Annotated in this window: 16 protein-coding genes and 1 tRNA gene; 5 read left to right on the plus strand and 12 right to left on the minus strand. The window is 61.8% G+C overall.

The genetic code is table 11. The features are described 5' to 3' along the window. Positions 1–29 precede the first annotated feature (29 nt). The 7 genes from glgX to ENE74_RS10835 form a co-directional block, all read right to left on the minus strand. Positions 30–1,955 carry a glycogen debranching protein GlgX gene (gene glgX, locus ENE74_RS10805; RefSeq protein ID WP_127690943.1) on the minus strand — a complete coding sequence of 642 codons (1,926 nt, stop codon included), beginning with the start codon at positions 1,953–1,955 and terminating at the stop codon, positions 30–32. Continuing rightward, positions 1,901–3,334: a glycogen synthase GlgA gene (glgA, locus tag ENE74_RS10810; protein WP_127690944.1), complete on the minus strand. Its 1,434-nt coding sequence runs from the start codon at positions 3,332–3,334 to the stop codon at positions 1,901–1,903. The genes glgX and glgA overlap by 55 nt, the downstream gene beginning before the upstream one ends. Beyond that, a complete protein-coding gene (gene glgC / locus ENE74_RS10815) occupies positions 3,331–4,602 on the minus strand; it encodes a glucose-1-phosphate adenylyltransferase (protein ID WP_127690945.1) in 1,272 nt (423 codons plus the stop codon). Before glgC ends, glgA begins: the two co-directional genes overlap by 4 nt. Positions 4,603–4,633: 31 nt before the next feature. Next, positions 4,634–6,793, minus strand: coding sequence for a 1,4-alpha-glucan branching protein GlgB (gene glgB / locus ENE74_RS10820; RefSeq protein WP_127690946.1), 2,160 nt, complete (start codon positions 6,791–6,793; stop codon positions 4,634–4,636). A gap of 7 nt (positions 6,794–6,800) precedes the next feature. Then, positions 6,801–9,275 (minus strand): glycogen/starch/alpha-glucan phosphorylase, encoded by a 2,475-nt coding sequence (locus ENE74_RS10825; protein ID WP_127691175.1) that lies wholly within the window; start codon positions 9,273–9,275, stop codon positions 6,801–6,803. Between the two features lie 102 nt (positions 9,276–9,377). Then, positions 9,378–10,262, minus strand: a complete 885-nt coding sequence (locus tag ENE74_RS10830) for an acyl-CoA thioesterase (RefSeq protein WP_127690947.1) — start codon at positions 10,260–10,262, stop codon at positions 9,378–9,380. A gap of 14 nt (positions 10,263–10,276) precedes the next feature. After that, entirely contained in the window at positions 10,277–11,545 is a 1,269-nt protein-coding gene (locus tag ENE74_RS10835; protein ID WP_127690948.1) for a serine hydrolase domain-containing protein, read from the minus strand. Positions 11,546–11,684: 139 nt separating this feature from the next. Between ENE74_RS10835 and ENE74_RS10840 the strand changes: the two genes are divergently transcribed. Continuing rightward, the gene (locus ENE74_RS10840) at positions 11,685–12,293 is read left to right on the plus strand and encodes a TetR/AcrR family transcriptional regulator (RefSeq protein WP_127690949.1); all 609 of its coding nucleotides are present in this window, start codon (positions 11,685–11,687) and stop codon (positions 12,291–12,293) included. After that, entirely contained in the window at positions 12,278–12,928 is a 651-nt protein-coding gene (locus ENE74_RS10845; RefSeq protein WP_127690950.1) for a TetR/AcrR family transcriptional regulator, read from the plus strand. The genes ENE74_RS10840 and ENE74_RS10845 overlap by 16 nt, the downstream gene beginning before the upstream one ends. 199 nt (positions 12,929–13,127) lie before the next feature. Here ENE74_RS10845 and ENE74_RS10850 read toward each other — a convergent pair whose 3' ends face one another. After that, positions 13,128–13,880 carry a sulfotransferase family 2 domain-containing protein gene (locus ENE74_RS10850; protein ID WP_127690951.1) on the minus strand — a complete coding sequence of 251 codons (753 nt, stop codon included), beginning with the start codon at positions 13,878–13,880 and terminating at the stop codon, positions 13,128–13,130. Positions 13,881–14,147: 267 nt separating this feature from the next. After that, positions 14,148–14,237 (minus strand) — tRNA-Ser (locus ENE74_RS10855). Positions 14,238–14,380: 143 nt separating this feature from the next. On the opposite strand from ENE74_RS10855, the gene hspQ reads away from it, so the two are divergent. Continuing rightward, complete coding sequence (gene hspQ / locus ENE74_RS10860; protein ID WP_127690952.1) at positions 14,381–14,755, plus strand: heat shock protein HspQ; 375 nt, start codon at positions 14,381–14,383, stop codon at positions 14,753–14,755. A 33-nt stretch (positions 14,756–14,788) separates the two neighbouring features. Here hspQ and ENE74_RS10865 read toward each other — a convergent pair whose 3' ends face one another. Then, the gene (locus tag ENE74_RS10865; RefSeq protein WP_127690953.1) at positions 14,789–15,652 is read right to left on the minus strand and encodes an ABC transporter permease; all 864 of its coding nucleotides are present in this window, start codon (positions 15,650–15,652) and stop codon (positions 14,789–14,791) included. A gap of 148 nt (positions 15,653–15,800) precedes the next feature. Between ENE74_RS10865 and ENE74_RS10870 the strand changes: the two genes are divergently transcribed. Further along, positions 15,801–16,487 (plus strand): GcrA family cell cycle regulator, encoded by a 687-nt coding sequence (locus ENE74_RS10870; RefSeq protein WP_127690954.1) that lies wholly within the window; start codon positions 15,801–15,803, stop codon positions 16,485–16,487. Positions 16,488–16,609: 122 nt separating this feature from the next. Here the strand turns inward: ENE74_RS10870 and ENE74_RS10875 are convergent, their stop codons facing one another. Then, a complete protein-coding gene (locus ENE74_RS10875) occupies positions 16,610–17,470 on the minus strand; it encodes an outer membrane protein (protein WP_127690955.1) in 861 nt (286 codons plus the stop codon). A 185-nt stretch (positions 17,471–17,655) separates the two neighbouring features. On the opposite strand from ENE74_RS10875, the gene parE reads away from it, so the two are divergent. Then, on the plus strand, positions 17,656–19,635 hold the full coding sequence (parE, locus tag ENE74_RS10880) for a DNA topoisomerase IV subunit B (protein WP_127690956.1): 1,980 nt from the start codon (positions 17,656–17,658) through the stop codon (positions 19,633–19,635). Positions 19,636–19,716: 81 nt separating this feature from the next. Here parE and ENE74_RS10885 read toward each other — a convergent pair whose 3' ends face one another. Beyond that, complete coding sequence (locus ENE74_RS10885) at positions 19,717–20,175, minus strand: EF-hand domain-containing protein (RefSeq protein WP_127690957.1); 459 nt, start codon at positions 20,173–20,175, stop codon at positions 19,717–19,719. Positions 20,176–20,238 lie beyond the last annotated feature (63 nt).

The raw sequence follows: 20,238 nt of genomic DNA on the forward strand, positions 1-20,238 counted from the left end.
CACGGCGCGGGGGTTTTGCGTGGTGCAGATCAGGCAATCACCCGCACCGCGCGCGCGGGCACGTCGATCATCCGGTCGCCCGTCGCGAAGACGGAAGGTTCATGCCGCCGATTGATGAAGACGCACGGACCGTCAGGCATCAGGCGGAAAGCCAGCAGATCGCCATCGGCCGCTTCCCAGTCGGCAACGGTCATCGCCTGCCCGTCGGCGCGCATCCAGATGACATCGCCATCCTCGAGCAAAGTGATGTCCCGCAGGGTCGCTATTTCGGCGCGCAGTGCGGACAGCGCGACGCTATGCGCCTCGATCGCGGCATCGCGGCCCGTCCAGTCGATCCACCCGATCGCATTGTCCTGCGCATAGGCGTTGTTGTTCCCCTGCTGCGTCCGCCCGAACTCGTCCCCCGCCGTCAGCATGATCGTCCCACGCGAAAGGAACAGGGTGGATAGCATCGCCATCACGTCGGCGCGCCGCGCCGCCTGCACCGTGGCATCGTCGCTCGGTCCTTCGACGCCATTGTTCCAACTATAATTCTCGCCATGACCGTCGCGATTGCCCTCGCCATTGGCATCGTTGTGCCGGTCGGCATAGGCAGTCACATCCGCCAAAGTGAATCCGTCGTGCGCCGCAAGGAAATTGATGCTGCGGCTTTTCCCATGGCGAAAGATATCGGCCGACCCGGCGATCCGCGTCGCAAGCGCGCCCAGCATATGCTTGTCCCCGCGCCAGAAACGCCGCACATCGTCCCGGAAACGGTCGTTCCATTCCAGCCAGTTTTCGGCAAATGCGCCAAGCTGATACCCCCCTGGGCCAATGTCCCAGGGTTCGGCGATCATGACGCGATCGGCCAGCAGCGGGTCGGACGCCATTTCGCGCAGCAGCGGCGCGTCGCTGCGGAACCCTTCGGGCAACCGCCCCAGCGCAGGTGCCAGATCGAAACGGAAGCCGTCGATCCCGGCGTATCGCACCAGATGCCGCATCGAATCGAGAATCAGGCGACGACTGACGGGATGGTTGCAATCGACGCTGTTGCCGGTGCCGGTATCGTTGATAAGCCGCCCGTGCAGATCATGCCGAAAATAACGGCGCGCATCGAGACCGCGAAGCGACAGTGTTGGCCCTTGGTCGTCGGATTCGCCGTCGTGATTATAGACCATGTCGAGGATCACGCCGATCCCCGCATCATGCAGCACGGCGGTCACGGCGCAAAGATCCGCTATGCCGCCGGGCGCAAGGCGCGGGTCGAGCGCGAAATAGCTGACCGGATTATACCCCCATGCATTGGTCAGACCCAGCGGCGGCAAATGCCGCTCGTCGATCCAGGCATGGATGGGCATCAATTCCACGGCGGCAACGTTCAGGCGCTTGAGATGCGCAACGATCGCAGGATGCGCCAAGGCGCGCAGCGTACCGCGCAAATCCGGCGGCACATCAGGATGCCGCATCGAAAAGCCGCGCACCTGCACTTCGTAGATGAGGCCGCCAGGCACAAAGACGGGAGGTGCATGCCGCAGCCGGTCGCGCGGCGCCTCCAATATCCCCTTGGGCATCAGCGCCGCGGTGTCGCCGCCTTCGCCCCGGCGCGCCGCCAGACGCGGGTCGAAGGTGAAAGCCCGGTCTATACGCGTGGCATAGGGGTCAAGCAGCAGCTTGTCGGGATCGAACCATTGCCCCGCCGCCGGATCATAGGGGCCGTCGGCGCGCAGGCCATAATGCGCGCCCGCACCGATGCCCGGTGCGAACAGCGAGAATATGCCATCCTGCCGCGCCATCGGCATCCGCGCCACTTCCCGCGCGCCGTCGAACAGACAGACCCACAGCGCCTCGGCAGCGGACCAGACGGCGAACCGCGTGCCATCGCCCTCCACCTGTGGTCCCAGAGTCGGCAGGCTCTCGGGCGTCACGGCACCAGCGATGCGTAGAGAGCGGCATAAAGCGCGGCGCTCCGCTGCCATGAAAAATCGGCTACCATGCCTGCGCGCTGCATGCCCGTCCAGGCCGGACGGTCGGCATGCAGCTGCACGGCCCGTGCGATGGCCGCTTGGAGCGGCGCGATCGCAGGCGGATGAAACTGGATGCCGGTGGCAACGCCTGCGCCCAGCGCCGCCACATTGGCGTCGATCACTGTGTCCGCCAGCCCGCCGACACGCGCCACCACGGGGACGCACCCATAACGCAGACCGTAAAGCTGAGTCAGGCCACAAGGTTCGAAGCGCGAAGGGATGAGGATCGCGTTGCCGCCCGCCTGCATCACATGCGACAGCGGCTCGTCATAGCCGATATGCACCGCCACTCTGCCACGATGCTTCTCCGCACCCGCCAGAAAGGCCCCTTCGAGCGCATGATCGCCCGAACCCAGCACCGCCAGCCGCGCGCCCTGCTGTACCAGCTGGTCCAGGCTGGCGGCCAGCATATCCATGCCCTTCTGCCAGGTCAGGCGACTGATGACGATGAACAGCGGGCTTTCGTCCTGCTCCAGCCCGAACCGCTGTTCGATGATCCTGCGGCTGGCCTTGCGCCCCGACAGCGTGCGGCGACCGAACGGCCGCGCAATCAGCGGATCGGACGACGGGTTCCAGCTTTCGATGTCGATCCCGTTCAATATGCCGTGCAGCCGGTCCCCCCGCCCTACCAGCAAGCCGTCCAGCCCCATGCCGTCTTCGGGGGTACATATTTCGCGCGCATAAGTAGGGCTGACCGTGGTTATCGCATCGGCGGACACGATACCCGCCTTCAGAAAGCCGGTGCCGCCATAATATTCGACCCCGTCCATCCCCCAGGCTTCCGCCGGCAGACCCAGGAACGGGAAAATCCCGGCGTCGAAACGGCCTTGAAACGCCAGGTTGTGGATGGTCATCACCTTGCCCACGGCATGGGCCGGGCCGAAGCGCATATAGGCGAGCGTCATCGCGCCCTGCCAGTCGTGCGCATGCACGACATCGGGCCGCCAGCCTTTAAGGGATCCGGCAGCGATGTCCGCGCCGACTTGCGACAGCGCCGCAAAGCGTCGCCAATTGTCCGCCCAACCATTGCCTGCCGGATCGTCATAGGGACCGCCCGCCCGTATGAAGAAGGCCGGACAGTCCAGCACCAGCAGATTGAGCCCGGCGACGGTAGCACCGATAACCGTCGCGGTCTCGCCGAACAGGCTGGCGTAGCGATGGCGCTTCACACCCTTGCCGATCGCCGCCATCACGGCGGGATAACCGGGGATCAGCGTTTGCGTTTCGATGCCCAGCCGGGCCAGCGCGAGCGGCAGGGCGCCGACCACGTCGGCCAGACCGCCGGTCTTCAGCAGCGGATGGATTTCGGACGCAACCGCCAGCAGCTTCATTGATGATATTGCTCCGGCAAGGCATCGATCATCGCCTTGGTGATGAGGCAAATGCCGTTGTCCGTCCGGCGGAACCAGCGCATGTCGAACTCCGGGTCTTCACCCACGATGAGGCCGGAGGGAATGCGCACCCCCGAATCGAGCACGCATTTGTCGAGCCGCGCGCCCCGCCCGATCTCGCAATTGGGCAGGATGACGCTTTGCGTGACGGAGGAAAAGCTGTGCGTGCGCACGCCGCTGAACAGCAGGCTCTTGTGCAGTGACGATCCCGAGACGATGCAACCGCCAGCGATCAGCGAAGATGTCGCCGATCCGCGACGACCGTCCTCGTCATGCACGAACTTCGCGGGCGCGGTCACTTCGGCATGTGTCCATAGCGGCCATCGGGTATCGTAGATATCGAGCGGCGGCACCACGTCAGTCAGGTCGATGTTCGCCTGCCAATAGGCGTCGATCGTGCCGACGTCCCGCCAATAGGCTTCCTTCTCGCTTTCGGCCCTGATGCAACTGCTGGCGAACCGATGTGCGACGGCCTTGCCGTGCCGAACGATGTACGGAACGATATCGCCGCCGAAATCGCGCTTGCTGCCCGGCGTATCGGCGTCGCGCCGCAGATGCTCGGCCAGCACGCTGGTACGGAACACATAAATGCCCATCGATGCCAGCGCGCGGTCCGGCTGTCCGGGAATGGCAGGCGGATCGGCAGGCTTCTCGACGAAATCGGTGATCCGGTCCTGTTCGTCGACATGCATCACGCCAAAGCCCGTCGCTTCCATGCGCGGCACCTCCAGACAGCCGACGGTGACATCCGCGCCACTGTCAACATGCTGCTGAAGCATCAGCTCATAATCCATCTTGTAGATATGGTCGCCCGCCAGGATGACCATATACTCGGGGGCATAGGCTTCGATGATATCGAGATTCTGGAAAACGGCGTCGGCCGTCCCCTCATACCACTGGCTTTCGGAAACACGCTGGCTCGCTGGCAATATGTCGAAGCTCTCATTGCGTTCGGTGCGGAAGAAGTTCCACCCGCGCTGGAGATGCCGGATGAGCGAATGGGCCTTGTACTGCGTCGCGACGCCGATCCGGCGGATGCCGCTGTTGAGCGCATTGGACAACGCAAAATCGATAATCCGTGCCTTCCCGCCGAAATGGACGGCAGGCTTCGCGCGAATGTCGGTCAACTCGCCCAAACGGCTGCCGCGTCCGCCCGCCAGCACATAGGCCATGGCGTCGCGGGCGATCGGCTGGTGTCTCCTCTGCATGGCTCTCTCCTTGCGCTATTCTGTCTTTTGCCTACACGTCCGGTTCCAGCATCAGTGTCGCGAGCGGCGGCAAGGTGATGTGGACCCAGCCGTCGTCCTGCGCTTCAACCATCCCGTTGTTGCCCGCACCGCTGCCGCCATAATCGGCTGCATCGGTGTTGAGTATTTCCCGCCAGCGCCCGCCGTGCGGCAGGCGCAGGCCATAGCCGTGGCGCAGCAGCGGCGTGAAATGGCTGATAACGACGACGGGCTTCGCGCCCGGGGCATGCCGCGCCCAAGCGAAGACCGAGTCTTCGGCGGCGTTCACCAGCAGCCAGTGGAAACCCTCGCCTTCACAATCACGCGCATGCAGGGCGGTACGGTCGCGATAGAGCCGGTTGATGTCCCGCACTACGGCCTGCACCCCCCGATGCGGCAGGTGATCGAGCAGATGCCAGTCGAGCGCCCGCTCTTCGCTCCATTCGCCGCGCTGGGCGAACTCCTGTCCCATGAACAGCAGCTTTTTGCCGGGATAGCCCCACATCATCGCATAGTAAGCCCGCAAAGTGGCAAACTTCTGCCAGTCATCGCCTGCCATCTTGTTGAGCAGCGATCCCTTGCCGTGCACGACTTCGTCATGGCTCAGCGGCAGCACATAGTTTTCGGTGAAGGCATAAAGCAGACCGAAGGTGATGTCGTCGTGATGATGGCAGCGATGGACGGCGTCGCGCTGCAAATAGCGCAGCGTGTCGTGCATGAAGCCCATGTTCCACTTGAAGCCGAAGCCGAGGCCCCCTTCATGCACGGGATGCGAGACCTTGGGCCAACTCGTCGATTCTTCCGCCATGGTGATCGCACCGACGCCCATGCCGTACAAAGCGCGATTCATCCCCTGCAGGAAGTCGACGGCTTCCCAATTCTCCCGCCCGCCATCCGCATTGGGCACCCATTCGCCAGCTTTCCGCGAATAATCGAGGTAGAGCATCGATGCGACGGCATCCACGCGCAAGGCGTCGATATGGTAGCGTTCAGCCCAGAACAGAGCATTATTGGTCAGAAACGCAGACACTTCGCGCCGACCGAAGTTGTAGATCGCCGTGTTCCAGTCCGGGTGAAAGCCTTTGCGCGGATCATCATGCTCGTAGAGGGCTGTGCCGTCGAACCGCGCCAGGCCATGCGCATCGGTAGGGAAATGCGCTGGCACCCAGTCCAGAATGACACTGATCCCCGCCCGATGGGCGCCATCGATAAACCGCGCAAATCCCTCAGGTTCGCCAAACCGTGCCGAGGGCGCATACAGACCCGTTGTCTGATAGCCCCAGGACGGATCATAGGGATGTTCGCTGATCGGCAGAAACTCGATATGCGTAAAGCCCATATCGACGACATAGGGTATCAGCCGATCGGCCAGGGCATCCCAGCTCAGGAACCCGCCCGCGTCGTCGCGCTGCCATGATCCGGCATGCACTTCGTAGATCGAGATCGGCTGCCGACGGGCATCGGCCGACTGCCAATGGTCGCGATGCGCCGTATCTTTCCAGACATGCGCGGGCAATGCGGCAACAACCGATGCGGTCGCAGGGCGCAGTTCGGACCGGAAAGCGAACGGATCGGCCTTGAGCGGCAAAACGACGCCATCGGGGCCGATGATCTCATATTTATAGGCCCGCCCTTCGAGACGTTCCGGCAGGAATATCTCCCAGATGCCGCTGTCGGCGCGCAACCGCATCGCGTGTCTGCGGCCGTCCCAGCCATTGAAGTCCCCGACGATCGAAACCCGCTGCGCATTGGGTGCCCAGACCGCAAAATGCGTCCCCGCAACGCCCTCATGGTCGACAAGATGCGCGCCCAGCTTGTCGAACAGCCGCAGATGCGACCCTTCCGCGATGAAATAATCGTCCATCGGGCCAAGCACCGGGCCAAAGCCATAGGGGTCGACCGTTTCGTGGCTGGCGCCGTCGGCATAGGTCGCGCGGAACCGGAGCGGCTGCGGCCCCTTTACGCGCACCGGCCCTGCGAACAGCCCGGCATCGTGCAGCCGCGCCAGCGTTCCCATATCCTTGCCGTCGAGCGTCTGTGCCTGCACGGTTTGCGCGTCGGGCAGAAAACAGCGGGCGACGAAAGTGCGGCCTTCCCGATGAACACCCAGCACGGCAAAGGGATCGGCTTCCCGCCCGGCGATCAGCGCATCAATCCGCGCCTGGCTCAGCATCCCCGCATCACGGCAGCACCTTCCAGATGTCCCTTGCATATTCGCGGATCGTACGGTCCGAAGAGAACCATCCCATGCGCGCGACATTGTATATCGCCTTGGACGCCCAGGCGGCCTTATCGTTCCACAGACGGTCGGCCTGACGCTGCGCGGCGGCATAGCTGTCGAAGTCCGCGGCCACCATGAACCAGTCGTGATCGTAAATCCCGTCGATCAATCCTGCATAGCGGTCGGGCTGGCCCGGCGAGAATACGCCCGACCGGATGGCGGAAAGCGCCTGAGACAATTCGCAGCTCGCCTCGATCACGTCGCGCGGCGCATAGCCATTGGCGCGCCGGTCGGCGACTTCCTGCGCCGTCAGGCCGAAGATCAGGATATTGTCCGGGCCGACATGATCGCGCATTTCGACATTGGCCCCATCAAGCGTACCGATCGTCAGCGCACCGTTCACGGCAAACTTCATGTTCCCCGTGCCCGATGCTTCCATGCCGGCCGTCGAAATCTGTTCGGAAAGATCGGCTGCCGGAATCATGATTTCCGCCATCGACACATTGTAATTGGGAACGAACTGCACCTTCAGCAGCCCTTGGACGGCCGGGTCATGATTGACGACGCGTGCCACATCATTGGCCAGCTTTATGATGAGCTTGGCATTGTGATAGCTCGACGCCGCCTTGCCACCGAATAGCTTCACCCGCGGCACCCAGTCACGCTCGGGATGCGAGCGGATTTGGTCGTAGAGCGACACCGCCTCGACGATGTTGAGCAATTGCCTTTTATATTCGTGAATGCGTTTGATCTGGATGTCGAACAGCGCCGCAGGGTCTATCCGCGCATTGACCCGCTCTCGCAGCACCTGCGCCAGATGCGCCTTGTTCGCGCGCTTGACCGCCAGAAACTTCTCCTGAAACGCGCTGTCATGCGCAAAGGCGTCAAGATCGCGCAAACCCTCCGCATCGTCCATGAACCGGTCGCCGATCGCCTCGCGGACCAGGGAGAACAGTCCGGGGTTGCACTGCATAAGCCAGCGGCGGAAGGTGACGCCGTTGGTCTTGTTGTTGATGCGGGTGGGATACAGGCGATGGAAATCGGCAAAAACCGTCTGCTTCATCAAGTCCGTGTGTAGCGCAGATACGCCATTGATGCTGTGTGACCCCGCAAAGGCCAGATTGCCCATCCGCAACCGCCGCTCACCGCCCTCGTCGATCAGCGATATGGTGCCGATCGCCGCATCGTCGAAGCCCCCCGCCCGGCGGGCTTCGGCCAGCAGACGGCTGTTGATCGCGTAGACGATCTGCATGTGGCGCGGCAGCAGGCGTTCGAACAAGGGCACGGGCCAGCTTTCGAGCGCCTCAGGCAGCAAGGTGTGGTTGGTGTAGCTGAACGTGCGCCGGGTGATGTCCCAGGCTTCATCGAAATCAAGGCCATATTGATCCAGCAGCACCCGCATCAATTCCGCGACCGAAACGGCCGGATGCGTGTCGTTCAGCTGGATCGCCGCCTTGTCTGGTAACGTACGGATGTCCCCGAAATACTGGATATGTCGCCGCACAATGTCCTGAAGCGAGGCGGCGGAGAAGAAATACTCCTGCCGCAGCCGCAATTCCTGTCCGGCGGGGGAACTGTCGGCGGGATAGAGGACGCGCGTCAGCGATTCCGCCCGATTGCTCTCCTGCAACGCACCGACATGATCGCCCGCATTGAACCGGTCCAGCAGGATCGGGTCGATCGGTTGTGCGGTCCACAGACGCAGGGTGTTGACTCGCTTCCCGCGCCAGCCTGCGATCGGCGTGTCGAATGCTGTCGCGATCACCCGTTCCGCGGGTCTCCACACCATCTGGTGCGGCGTGGCATCCTCATCCTCGGCCGGATCGACCAGGCCACCGAAGCCGACTTCATAGCTGGCCTCGCGCCGCTCGAACTCCCAGGGATTGCCGTGCGTCAGCCAAGTTTCGGGAAGCTCGACCTGCCAGCCATCGGAAATCTCCTGCCGGAACATGCCGTTCACATAACGGATGCCATAGCCGTAAGCGGGCACATCGACCGTTGCCATGCTTTCCATGAAGCACGCCGCCAACCGCCCCAGCCCGCCGTTGCCGAGCGCCGCATCCGGCTCCAACTCCGCAATGATGTCGATGTCGACGTTGAGCGAGGCAAGCGCCTGGCGCATTTCTTCCAGCAATTCCATGTTCGATACGGCGTCGCGCATCAGGCGGCCGATCAGGAACTCCAGGCTCAGATAATAGACGCGCCGCCCCTGTTCCTCATAGGTCTTGTGGGTCGAGGAAATCCACGCATCGATCACCCGGTCCCGGATCGAAAGAATGACCGCGTGCAGCCAGTCGTGCGGCTGCGCGGCGGTGGCATCCTTGCCCAGCCGATAGGTCAGACGCTCGACGATTTCGCGCGCCAATATGGTGGGATCGGATTGACGCGGCTCTGGCTTTGGCAGGCTGGCGGTTACGCCCGTCTCGGTCGGCATGAGGTTCATGATGATGCATTCCCCTGGATACAGTCGATGCTGCATCCTCTCCTCATTATGGGCAAAGGATTGCACAAGCGCGCGCGCTGCGCCACGCCTTTATTATGCTTTCAGACGGATCAGACCCTCCTGCGCACAACTGGCGACCAGTACACCGGCACGGTTAAAAATCATGCCACGGTTGAAACCGCGCGCATGGCCGGTCCAGGGGCTGTCCATGGTGTACAGCAACCAGTCGTCCACCGCGACATCCTCGTGAAACCACAGCGCATGGTCGAGGCTCGCCGCCTGTATGTTCTCATTCTGGAGCCGCCTGCCATGGGGCAGCAGAGACGTCGCCAGCAGCGCAAGGTCGGTCGCCAGCGCCAGCACGGCCCGATGGCGATGCTGATCGGCAGACACCGGCGCGCGTGTCCGGAACCACATCGCATAGCATGGGTCACCCGGTTCTGTACGAAAGAATGTCGGCACGCCGACCGTGCGTATCTCCAGCGGACTGGGCCGAGTCAGCAGGCGGAAATGCGCGGGCGATATCTGGTCGGCATGGCGCCGGGCATAATCCGCCTGATCCTCCAGCGCCTCGGGCGGAGGCACGTCGGGCATGGCAACCTGATGGCTCAACCCGCCTTCGGGCTTCTGGAATGACGCGACGAGATTGAGAATCGGCTTATCATGCTGGAGGGCCACGACCCGACGGTTCGAAAAGGTGCCGCCGTCGAAATCCGCCTCCACCCGATAGTCGATCGGATAATCCTCGTCTCCCGGCCGCATGAAATAGGCGTGCAGTGAATGCACCAGTTTCTCGCCCTCGATCGTCTTGATCGCGGCCATCAACGCCTGCCCGATCACCTGCCCGCCGAACACGCGGCCCTTGCCGCCAGGCATGCGCGCGCCGCGAAACTGCATGTCGGACAGCGGCGAGACTTCCAGCAACCGAAGCAGTCCGCCGACCAGCATGTCCGCCGTCAATTCTGCGCTGTCGGTCATGGCATTCTCCGCAATCAAGCTCGGCTATCGGTCAGCGCAGCATAAATCAGGGTCTTGAGTTCACGGCGGATGGCCACCGCGCTCGATGGCATGACCTGTGTCATGAACAGGGCAATCAGGCCTTCGCACGGATCAATGAAGAAGAATGTCGAAAGCATACCGCCCCAGTAATATTCGCCGACGCTGCCGGGCAACATCGCGACGGCAGGATTCTGCGTGACGGCGAAACCCAGGCCAAAGCCGATGCCGCCATTCTGGCTTTCACTGAACAGCGATTGCGAAATACTGGCGAGATCGGCGCCGCCGGGAAGATGGTTGGCCGTCATCAAGGCAATCGTCTTGGGGGAGAGCAGCCGCGCGTCGTCCAGAGTGCCGCCGTTGCGGAGCATGAGGCAGAACCGGTGATAGTCATGCGTGGATGACAGCAGCCCACCGCCGCCGGAGAACGATCCCGGCGTTGTCCGCCAGCGGCTCGCCTCCCCCCGGTCATAAAGCGTCCGCACGCCATCGGCATCCCGTTGCCACGCATCGGTCAGGCGGGCGTCCTTGCCCTTCGGCAGCACGAAAAAGCTGTCGTGCATGGCCAGCGGATCGAAGATGCGTTGGCGCAGAACCCTGTCGAGCGGCATGCCCGTCACGCGCTCGATCACGATGCCGAGCACATCGGTCGCAACCGAATAGTTCCAGCCGCTTCCCGGGGAAAACTCCAGCGGCAAGGCGGCAAGCGCCGCAACATATTCGTCGGACGACCGCGTCTGGTGAAACACGTCGAGGCGCGCGGCGCCATAGGCCGCGTCGATCGGCGTACGCGCCTGAAAGCTGTAGGTAAGTCCGCTGGTATGGCGCAGCAGGTCGATCATACGCATCGGGCCATCGGCCGCCCGCGTGGCGAACGGCTGTCCGTTCGCGCCCCCTCCGGTGCGAACCTCAGACGTCGCAAATTCGGGCAGAATAGCCGCGACCGGGGTATCAAGCGCAACGAGACCCTCTTCGACCAGCATCATGAACGCCACCGACGTGATGGGTTTGGTCATCGAAGCGATGCGAAACAATGCGTCATGACGCAACGCCGTGCCATCGGCGCGCGCTGCCCCAAGCACGGCGTCGAGCACGATATTTCCGTCGCGTGACAGCAGGATATGTGCATGCGGCAGAATGCCAGCATCGATAAAATTGCGCTGCACGAAATCGGGAATGCGCGCCAGCCGCTTCGCGTCGAAGCCTGCCGCAACAGCCGTCGGCAGCACATATTCATCGCTCGCCGATGTCCGCAGGGTTTCCATACCGTTACATTTTTCCTGTCGACCGGTTACAGCGGTGCAGTCCATTTCTTCCCCGCTAGTGCATACTCAGTTTTCCGTAAAGACCTGTTTCCGCCCTTTTGGCCGTGACGTGGCGATCGCGGATTGATACACTGGCGCAATGACAGACGAGAGAGGACGGACCGGCCCGGGAGAAGCACGGACAGCGCGCTATCAGGAAACCTATGACAGCATCCTCGATGCCGCCGCCGCGCTGATCAACAGCGAGGGCGCGCATGGCATGACCTTCGCCGCAGTGGCAGATGCCGTCGGGCTGAACACCACCAGCATCACATATTATTTCAAGCGCAAGGAGCAACTGGCCCTTGCCTGCTACGATCGGACGATGGCCCGCTACGAAACCTATGTCGATCAGGCGGCCAAGGCAGACGACGTCGCTGGTCGTATCGACGCTTTTTTCGCTGCCGTATTCGACGACCTGCGCGCGGTGCGGGTCGGCAGCGCGCCTCCGCATGCGCTGCTGCTGGAGCTGAGGACGCTGGAGGAACCGGTCAAACAGGAGGCGCTGGCGCGCTATCGGGAGCTTTTCGGGAAGATACGCGCCTTGCTCGGGCGAAGCACCGATCCGCATGAGCACGCCCGGTTGACGGGCAAAGCCAATGTTCTGGCGGAAAATCTGTTCTGGCTGCCATTCTGGATCGACCGTTACGACATTGCAGATTTTCCGCGGGTCAGGCGCGTCTGGTCGATATCATGTTGCACGGTATAGCATCGTCTGCGGCGATATGGGCGCCCACGCCATCACCCGTTCACGGCGATGCCGATGGTGCCGCAAGAGTGATGCAGGACGATTTCCTGCGCGCCGCCACCTGCCTCATCAACGAACGCAGCTATCGCGGCGCATCCGTGGAGCGGATCGCGGCGCATCTCAATGTGACCAAGGGCAGCTTCTACCATCACATCGATTCGAAGGACGATCTGGTCGAGGCCTGTTTCCGCCGCAGCTTCGAAATCATGACGCAAAGCCAGTTCGCTGTCAGCGGCACGGCAGATACGGCGTGGGCCAGCATCAGCGGCTCCGTAACGGATTTGCTGTATCGCCAGTTCGATGACGAGGCGGCATTGCTGCGATCGAGCGCGCTACAGGCGCTGCCACCGGCGGTACGCGCGAAAGTCGTCGCCTGGTCTAACCGCGTGGCACGGCGCTATGCGGGTCTGCTGGCCGATGGCATGGCCGACGGGTCTGTCCGCCCGGTCGATCCACTGATCGCCGCGCAAACGATCATGGCACTGGTCAACTCGGCCTATGACCTGCGCTGGTGGGCACAGCGCCTGACGATAGACGCGGCCGTCGCCAGCTATGGAAGCAATCTGGCATTCGGACTGGTCGGGAAAACGTCATAAGCCGACGTCGGCATGTGGATCGGACAGAAATACGGTGCCGGGACGCAATGGATTGTCGGCTCGAAATAGGCCTAAGTCACTGCCCGATGGACAACACGGCACGTATATCTGGTAGCTAAAATCGTCGCCGCTTCGCTTTCTCCAACAGATATACGATAGTTGTGCTTTTCGCAAGAGCCAGCATCACGCCGACCCAATATCAGCTATCCATATCTAGTTTCAACTTGGCTATTCGTGCGCACTGAATTTTCGACGCATATGAATAGATAGAATAATCCATCAAGTTCAACTTTGTCAAATATGCCGCATCATCGGGACTTGTTTCAGCAATATCGCCCAAACTTTCGTTTTCTCTGCGAATATCAATGCTTCTCGTCTTCCCAACGAAATTCTGTAGCAGGAATATGGACGCTTCGGATGCTTCGGCAATATAGAACCAAGGCATTCTGCGAATGCGCTTTTTGACTAACCACTCAGACGACGCACCCATGCGACAGCGCTTCCATCCACTTTGATACAGCTGCCGAAAATGAAAATTACTGATGTACAAAAGCAAATCATGACTGTCTGTTCTTATGAAGTCGGAAAACGACCTGTCTTTCGCCAGAACCACAATTTGGGCATCTAAAGGATTGGCATTATCGAGATAAGAATAGGGCACGTTGTGCCGCCAGTATCGATACATTGAACGTATTCGCTGAATCGGGTCTCGAAAGTTCGTAATCAAAGCATGGCCGCTAGCTAGCTTAGCGTATACCTCATAGCCATAGTGGCCTGCATAGTGATCGTACCCGGCGTAATCCCACAAGCGATCGGGATTGTCCCTTTGCTCGTTCGGCGCATTCCAGAATACCGGCGAGTGCGAACCATCCGATAACTGCGCCAAAACATTGCGTAACGCCGTACCGCCAGCTTTGGGATTGTGCAGAAAGAAAGTTTTCGGAGAGAACATGACGAACACCTAACCGAGGTCAATATGAAGTCAAGAACGCCGGTTTGCCGACAGAATTTTGGGTCCGTCATTTGGCGAGGACGACGGTTGTCGCCTTTGACAATGCCACGGACATGGGCGATCAATCCCATTTCGTGGCTGCGCATATCGAACACCTACGTGTGAGACATCTAGCATTTGGGCTGAATGGTCGCGTTGGCGAGAAACGACCTGCTACACGAAGACGAAACATTGGCAAGCGACTTCGGGAAGACCAGCTAACAAATCTGGCGGAGAGGGAGGGATTCGAACCCTCGGTACCCTCGCGGGCACGCCGCATTTCGAGTGCGGTGCATTCGACCACTCTGCCACCTCTCCGCAAGGTTTTCCGGCTGTGCGCCTGACATCGGCCAGGCCCGGGACGGGTCGAGGGGCGGGCATTAGCGAATGAAATCGCCTTTGCCAAGCGGCGGGCGCGGCATTTTTCTTGCGCGCGCATCAACGCGCCCTACATTGCAGTCATGAACAGCCTCAGTCCGCTTGGCGCCCGCGCCGCCCGCAATGCCCCGCCCGTCCGTCACGCCCGCTTCAGCATCGGCGATGTGGTGCAGCATCGGCTGTTCGGCTTTCGTGGCGTGATTTTCGATATCGATCCGGTCTTCGCCAACAGCGAGGAATGGTATGAAGCCATACCGGAGGATATCCGCCCCGATCGCGACCAGCCCTTCTACCATTTGCTCGCAGAAAATGGCGAGGCGAGCTATGTCGCTTATGTCAGTCAGCAGAATCTGACGGTAGACGACAGCGACGAGCCGATCGATCATCCTGCCATTTCCGGCCTGTTCGGGGCCTATGCCGATGGCAAATATAGTCTGCGACCGGTCCACCGGCACTGAGCGGCTGCAACTGCAACTGCGCGGGTACGCAAGTCAGTTCTTGAGCTTCCACCCGTTGCGCAGCACGGCATAGCACACGACCGCCGCCAGAATGTTCAGCAGCAGGATGACGATGGCACCGATGGCGATGTCGGTATCCTGCACCGCGACGAAGCCGTAGCGGAAGCCGGAAATGATGTAGAAAAACGGATTGGCATGGCTGATCGCCTGGAACGTCGGCGATAGCCGGTCGATCGAGTAGAAGGTGCCTGACAGCAAAGATAGCGGCGCGATCACGAAATTGGTGACGGCGGCGGCATGATCGAACTTCTCGGCCCAGATCGACGTCAGCACACCCAGAAACGCCAGGAACGCCGATCCCATGATTCCGAACCACGCTATGGCCCAGTAATGATGCGGCGTCACGGTAACGCCCGGCCATAGCGCCATCGCCAGCCAGACGGCAAAACCGACGGCGATCGCGCGGGTTACCGATGCCGCCACGAGCGCGAACAGCATTTCGCCGGTCGAGATCGGGGGCATGAGATAATCGATCAACGTCCCCTGTATCTTGCCCACCAGAAGCGAGAAGCTGCTGTTCGCGAAGCTGTTTTGCAACATCCCCATGACGATCAGGCCCGGCGCGATGAAATCCGCAAAGGCCACGCCCATGACCGTGCGTGATCCGCCGCCCAGGGCGACCGTGAAGATCACGAGGAACAGCAGGGTGGTTACAGAAGGCGCCCAGATCGTCTGCAACTGCACCTTCATGAAGCGGCGCACTTCCTTGAGATAGAGCGCGCGCGTGCCGGGCCAATTGACGTTGCGGATGACCGGAACGCCCGGCTCGACCCGGATCATCGAACGCTGAGCAGGAGAAGCGGCAACGGAGTCGCCATTTTGGGACTGGTCGTTCATCGCTGGATCGCCTATCGGGTGCGACTTGGCGCGGCAAGTGCTGTTTTGGTGAATTGCAGGCACCCCGTGCGTTTCCCATATAGGTTTCCTATATAGGCGGGTGAAGGCCACGGACCGCGGCCCCGTCCATTAAGTTAAGGAGTGTCTATTGTCCTGGACCGACGAACGCATCGACCAACTGAAGGCGATGTGGGAAAAAGGAATGACCGCCAGCCAGATTGCGGAAGAACTGGGCGGGGTCAGCCGCAATGCGGTGATCGGCAAGGCGCACCGTCTTGGTCTGCAATCGCGCCCGTCTCCCGTCAAGGCGAACGAGGCCGCGCGCGTGAAGAAGGCCCCGGCGCCAAAGCGGCCGGAAACGCATGCGGCTGCGGCCGTCGACGCGCCCAGGGACGCCGCGCCGACCGCGCCACCGGCCGCTGCGGTCGCTCGTCCTGCGCCACCGGTGGCAGCCGCCAGCGAAGTTGCCGCCGATGACGCGCCCGTCGCTCCGCCGCCCCCGCGCATTGTTTCGGTGGGTCCCGGCGGTTTCCTGCGGCAAGGCCCCGGCGATCAGCAGGCCCCTATTCCGCCTGCCCCGCCCCGCCGTCTGGTGCCCGCCAAGCCCAGCGCCGAAATTGCCGACAAGACATCGCTGCTCGATCTGACCGAGCGGATCTGCAAATGGCCGATCGGTCATCCGGGCGAACCGGATTTTCATTTCTGCGGCGACAAGGTCAATCCCGGTTTCCCTTATTGCGTGGATCATTGCGGCCGCGCCTATCAGGCGCAGCTACCGCGGGGCACCCGTCGCCCGCCCCCGCCACTGCCTTTCGGCGGACCGCGCGTGCGCTAAAGCGCCCGGCAAGATCAGATAGGAAAAGGGCCGCTCCATCGAGCGGCCCTTTTTTTCGCGGACAGGATATTCGGGAAAGGCCTTCGGTCACCCGCGGCCTTTCCCGAACAGGAAGCCGACGATCAGAAGCGGAAGCTCGCCGTCGCGCGTACGCTGTGGTTGTCGAAACGATCGCTCGTCCGCTGGAAGTTGGTGCTGCCCGCGGTGGTCGTCGGGTTCACGAACGGATTGGTCGCCGAAGGCGGCGTGCCCTGCCCGGCATTCACCGTGTAGCCGTCGTCATTGAAGCGGGTATATTTGTAGAGCAGGCCGATCGAGAAGTTCTGCGACACCTTCTGCTCGATGCCGCCACCGGCCGTCCAACCCCAGTCCTTGTCAGTGCGGTTGGTTTCGGTGAAGGTGTTGAACGTGTTCGTCGTGGCGAAGCTGTTCTTGATCTTGCCATAGGCAACACCGCCCGTGCCGTAAATCAGCGTGCCGGTACCAAAGGCAACACCAGCGCGCAGGCGAGCCGCGCCATCCCATGCGAGTTCGCGGGTCAGGACATAATTGGCGGGCGTCGTGCTGAACGCCGTCACGCTGTTCTTGATGTTGCTCTGGCCACCTTCGACCACCGCGCCGACGACGAAATTGCCCATCTGGTAGTCATAACCGGCATGGACCGACCAGGCGACCTTGCCATCCTGGTCGCCCGCACAGCTGCTGGGGAGCGAGCCGAGCGCGCGGCCGCGGCAGAAGCCGGGGGAAAAGGCATTGCCGCCGGTACCTGTGCGAACGGTATCGCCATAGGTGCCGTCGAGATTGGTATCGAACACGACCGTCTCGTTGTTGTCCTTGCCGTTGTTCGGCTGCCACCCATAGCCGAGCGATCCGCCGACATAAGGTCCGGTCCAGCTCTGCGCACCGTCATCAGACTGCGCGAAAGCGGGCGAAGCCGCGGCAATCGCGAGGGCGCTGAGCGAGAGGGAAAGCAAAGTCTTCATAAATCAGTCCTTTTGATGGATCCCTCGCGGGGTAAGGGAACGCCGCAGATACGATTGACCCGGATCAATTGTTTCATGAACGCAGGATAAACGGAAAAAGCTGTTGCACTGCGGCAACAGTCAGCATGTCGCGCACTCTTGGCTCACCCTTGCGCGCGTGAAGCTCGCCGCCCTATAGCGACGGCATGGCTGATGACCTTTTCGCTGGTGCCCCCGTTTCATCCTCAGGCAATTACGACGCCTCCTCGATCGAGGTGCTGGAGGGGCTGGAGCCTGTGCGGCGGCGACCGGGCATGTATATCGGTGGTACCGACGAGCGCGCCTTTCACCATCTGGCGTCCGAAGTGCTCGACAATGCGATGGACGAAGCGGTTGCGGGCCATGCCACCCGCATCGAAATCATGCTGGAGGCAGGCAACCGGCTGACCATTTCCGATAATGGGCGCGGCATTCCCGTCGATCCGCACCCGAAGTTTCCCGACAAGTCGGCGCTTGAGGTCATTCTGACCACGCTGCATTCCGGCGGCAAGTTCAGCGACAAGGTGTACGCGACATCCGGCGGCCTGCACGGCGTCGGGATCAGTGTCGTCAACGCCCTATCGTCGGATACGACGGTGGAGGTGGCCCGCAACAAGGAACTGTTCCGGCAAAGCTTTTCCCAGGGGCATCCGCTGGGACCGCTGGAAAAGGCAGGCGCGGCGCCCAACCGGCGCGGGACCCTGGTTCGTTTCGTGCCGGACACGGCGATTTTCGGCGAGATGAAGTTCAAGCCCGCGCGACTGCACCGGCTCGCCCGGTCGAAGGCCTATCTGTTCGCTGGCGTCGAAATCCGGTGGAAATGCGATCCGGCGCTGATCGGGGACGATACGCCCGCCGACGCCGTTTTCCAGTTTCCCGGTGGCCTGTCCGATCATCTGCGCGAACAGGTGGGCGACCGCGAATGTGCGACCAGCAGTTTTTTCTCCGGGACGCAGGACTTCCCCTCGGGCGCGGGTCGGGTCGAATGGGCGATCGCCTGGCCGCTCTGGTCGGACGGCAGCTATAGCTGGTATTGCAACACCATCCCGACCCCTGATGGCGGTACGCATGAAGCGGGCCTGCGCGCCGCGATCGTCAAGGGCATTCGCGCGTTCGGCGATCTGGTCGGCCAGAAGAAGGCGAAGGACATTCAGGCGGAGGATGTCATGTCTTGCTGCGAAGTGATGCTCTCGGTCTTCATCCGCGATCCGCAGTTCCAGAGCCAGACCAAGGACCGGCTGACGTCACCGGAAGCTGCGCGCCTTGTCGAAAATGCCGTGCGCGACCACTTCGATCATTATCTTTCCGATCATATGGACAGGGGCAAGGCGCTGCTCGCCTATGTGCTCGACCGGATGGACGAGCGGTTGCGGCGCAAGCAGGAAAAAGACGTCAAACGCAAGACGGCGACCTCCGCCCGCAAGCTGCGCCTGCCCGGCAAGCTGACCGACTGTTCGGCGGATTCGCCCGAAGGCACGGAAATCTTCATCGTCGAAGGCGATTCGGCAGGTGGCTCGGCCAAGCAGGCGCGCGACCGCAAGACTCAGGCGATCCTGCCGATCCGCGGCAAGATCCTCAACGTCGCCTCGGCGACCAGCGCCAAGATTCTTGCGAATCAGGAAATCGCTGACCTCATCCAGGCAATCGGCTGCGGGACGCGCAAGGACTGCAATCCCGATCATCTGCGCTACGAACGCATCGTCATCATGACGGACGCAGACGTCGATGGCGCGCATATCGCCACGCTGCTCATGACATTCTTCTTCCAGGAAATGCCCGAGCTGGTGCGGCGTGGGCATCTCTACCTGGCGCAACCGCCGCTCTACCGCCTCGTTTCGGGCGGCAAGAGCCTGTACGCCCGCGACGATGCCCATCGGCTTGAATTGCTGGAAAAGGACTTCAAGGGGAAGAAAGTCGAAGTCAGCCGGTTCAAGGGCCTGGGCGAAATGAACCCGATGCAATTGCGCGAAACGACGATGGACCCGGCAACCCGCGGCATGATCCGCATCACGCTGCCGCAGGATTATGAGGATCGGGCGGGCGTTCGTGATCTGGTCGACCGGCTGATGGGAAATAATCCGGCCCATCGCTTCGCTTTCATTCAGGAAAATGCGGCAGCGATCGACGAGGAAGCCATCGACGCGTAACGAAACGGGCGACCCGGCCAAACCGGATCGCCCGCATTTGTTTCTCGTCGAGATGACGGAGAAGCGTCAGGCTGTTGTGCGTTACGCCGCGCCGCCGCTCAGATAGGTGACCAGTTCGGCCTTGGTGACGCTCGTGCTCTTGTCGGCGTCCGCCGTCATGAACGCTCCGTCAGCCCAAGCGGTCACTTCGGCCGGTTGCAGCGTCTTGCCGGTCGCTTTCGCTTCCTGATCCTTCAGCGCCATCATCCACTTGGCAAACTCGGTCTTCTCAAGCTGACCAGACTTGTCTGTGTCGTATGCGGGAAACTCGCTTTCGACAATCGACGCGACGGTGCTGGCCGGAGCAGGCTGCGCAGCCTGCGGTGTCGGTGTCGTCGCATCCTGAGCTGGTGCGGCGGGCGCGGCCTGTTCAGCGGGGGCCGCAGGCGCAGCCGGTGCTGCAGGCGTTGCCTGCATCGGGTCCGTCTGCGGCGTCATTTCCTGTGCGATGGCAGGGGCTGCGATGATCAGGGCAGTCGAGCAAAGAAGGGTACGGATCATGGTGTCTCTCCAGATGACTATGCGAAATGTCTGTGCGGTCTGGACGCTCCGGCTTCGTGACCG

It is taken from the genome of Sphingobium algorifonticola, assembly GCF_004005485.1.
Taxonomy (GTDB): domain Bacteria; phylum Pseudomonadota; class Alphaproteobacteria; order Sphingomonadales; family Sphingomonadaceae; genus Sphingobium; species Sphingobium algorifonticola.

Coding starts and splice junctions, on each gene's coding strand:
- ENE74_RS10885 (WP_127690957.1), bottom strand. CDS start 20,175: ATGATCCGTACCCTTCTTTGCTCGACTGCCCTGATCATCGCAGCCCCT.
- glgX (WP_127690943.1), bottom strand. CDS start 1,955: ATGGCAGCGGAGCGCCGCGCTTTATGCCGCTCTCTACGCATCGCTGGT.
- glgB (WP_127690946.1), bottom strand. CDS start 6,793: ATGCTGAGCCAGGCGCGGATTGATGCGCTGATCGCCGGGCGGGAAGCC.
- glgA (WP_127690944.1), bottom strand. CDS start 3,334: ATGAAGCTGCTGGCGGTTGCGTCCGAAATCCATCCGCTGCTGAAGACC.
- ENE74_RS10825 (WP_127691175.1), bottom strand. CDS start 9,275: ATGCCGACCGAGACGGGCGTAACCGCCAGCCTGCCAAAGCCAGAGCCG.
- parE (WP_127690956.1), top strand. CDS start 17,656: ATGGCTGATGACCTTTTCGCTGGTGCCCCCGTTTCATCCTCAGGCAAT.
- ENE74_RS10835 (WP_127690948.1), bottom strand. CDS start 11,545: ATGGAAACCCTGCGGACATCGGCGAGCGATGAATATGTGCTGCCGACG.
- ENE74_RS10850 (WP_127690951.1), bottom strand. CDS start 13,880: ATGTTCTCTCCGAAAACTTTCTTTCTGCACAATCCCAAAGCTGGCGGT.
- ENE74_RS10865 (WP_127690953.1), bottom strand. CDS start 15,652: ATGAACGACCAGTCCCAAAATGGCGACTCCGTTGCCGCTTCTCCTGCT.
- ENE74_RS10875 (WP_127690955.1), bottom strand. CDS start 17,470: ATGAAGACTTTGCTTTCCCTCTCGCTCAGCGCCCTCGCGATTGCCGCG.
- glgC (WP_127690945.1), bottom strand. CDS start 4,602: ATGCAGAGGAGACACCAGCCGATCGCCCGCGACGCCATGGCCTATGTG.
- ENE74_RS10845 (WP_127690950.1), top strand. CDS start 12,278: ATGTTGCACGGTATAGCATCGTCTGCGGCGATATGGGCGCCCACGCCA.
- ENE74_RS10840 (WP_127690949.1), top strand. CDS start 11,685: ATGACAGACGAGAGAGGACGGACCGGCCCGGGAGAAGCACGGACAGCG.
- ENE74_RS10830 (WP_127690947.1), bottom strand. CDS start 10,262: ATGACCGACAGCGCAGAATTGACGGCGGACATGCTGGTCGGCGGACTG.
- hspQ (WP_127690952.1), top strand. CDS start 14,381: ATGAACAGCCTCAGTCCGCTTGGCGCCCGCGCCGCCCGCAATGCCCCG.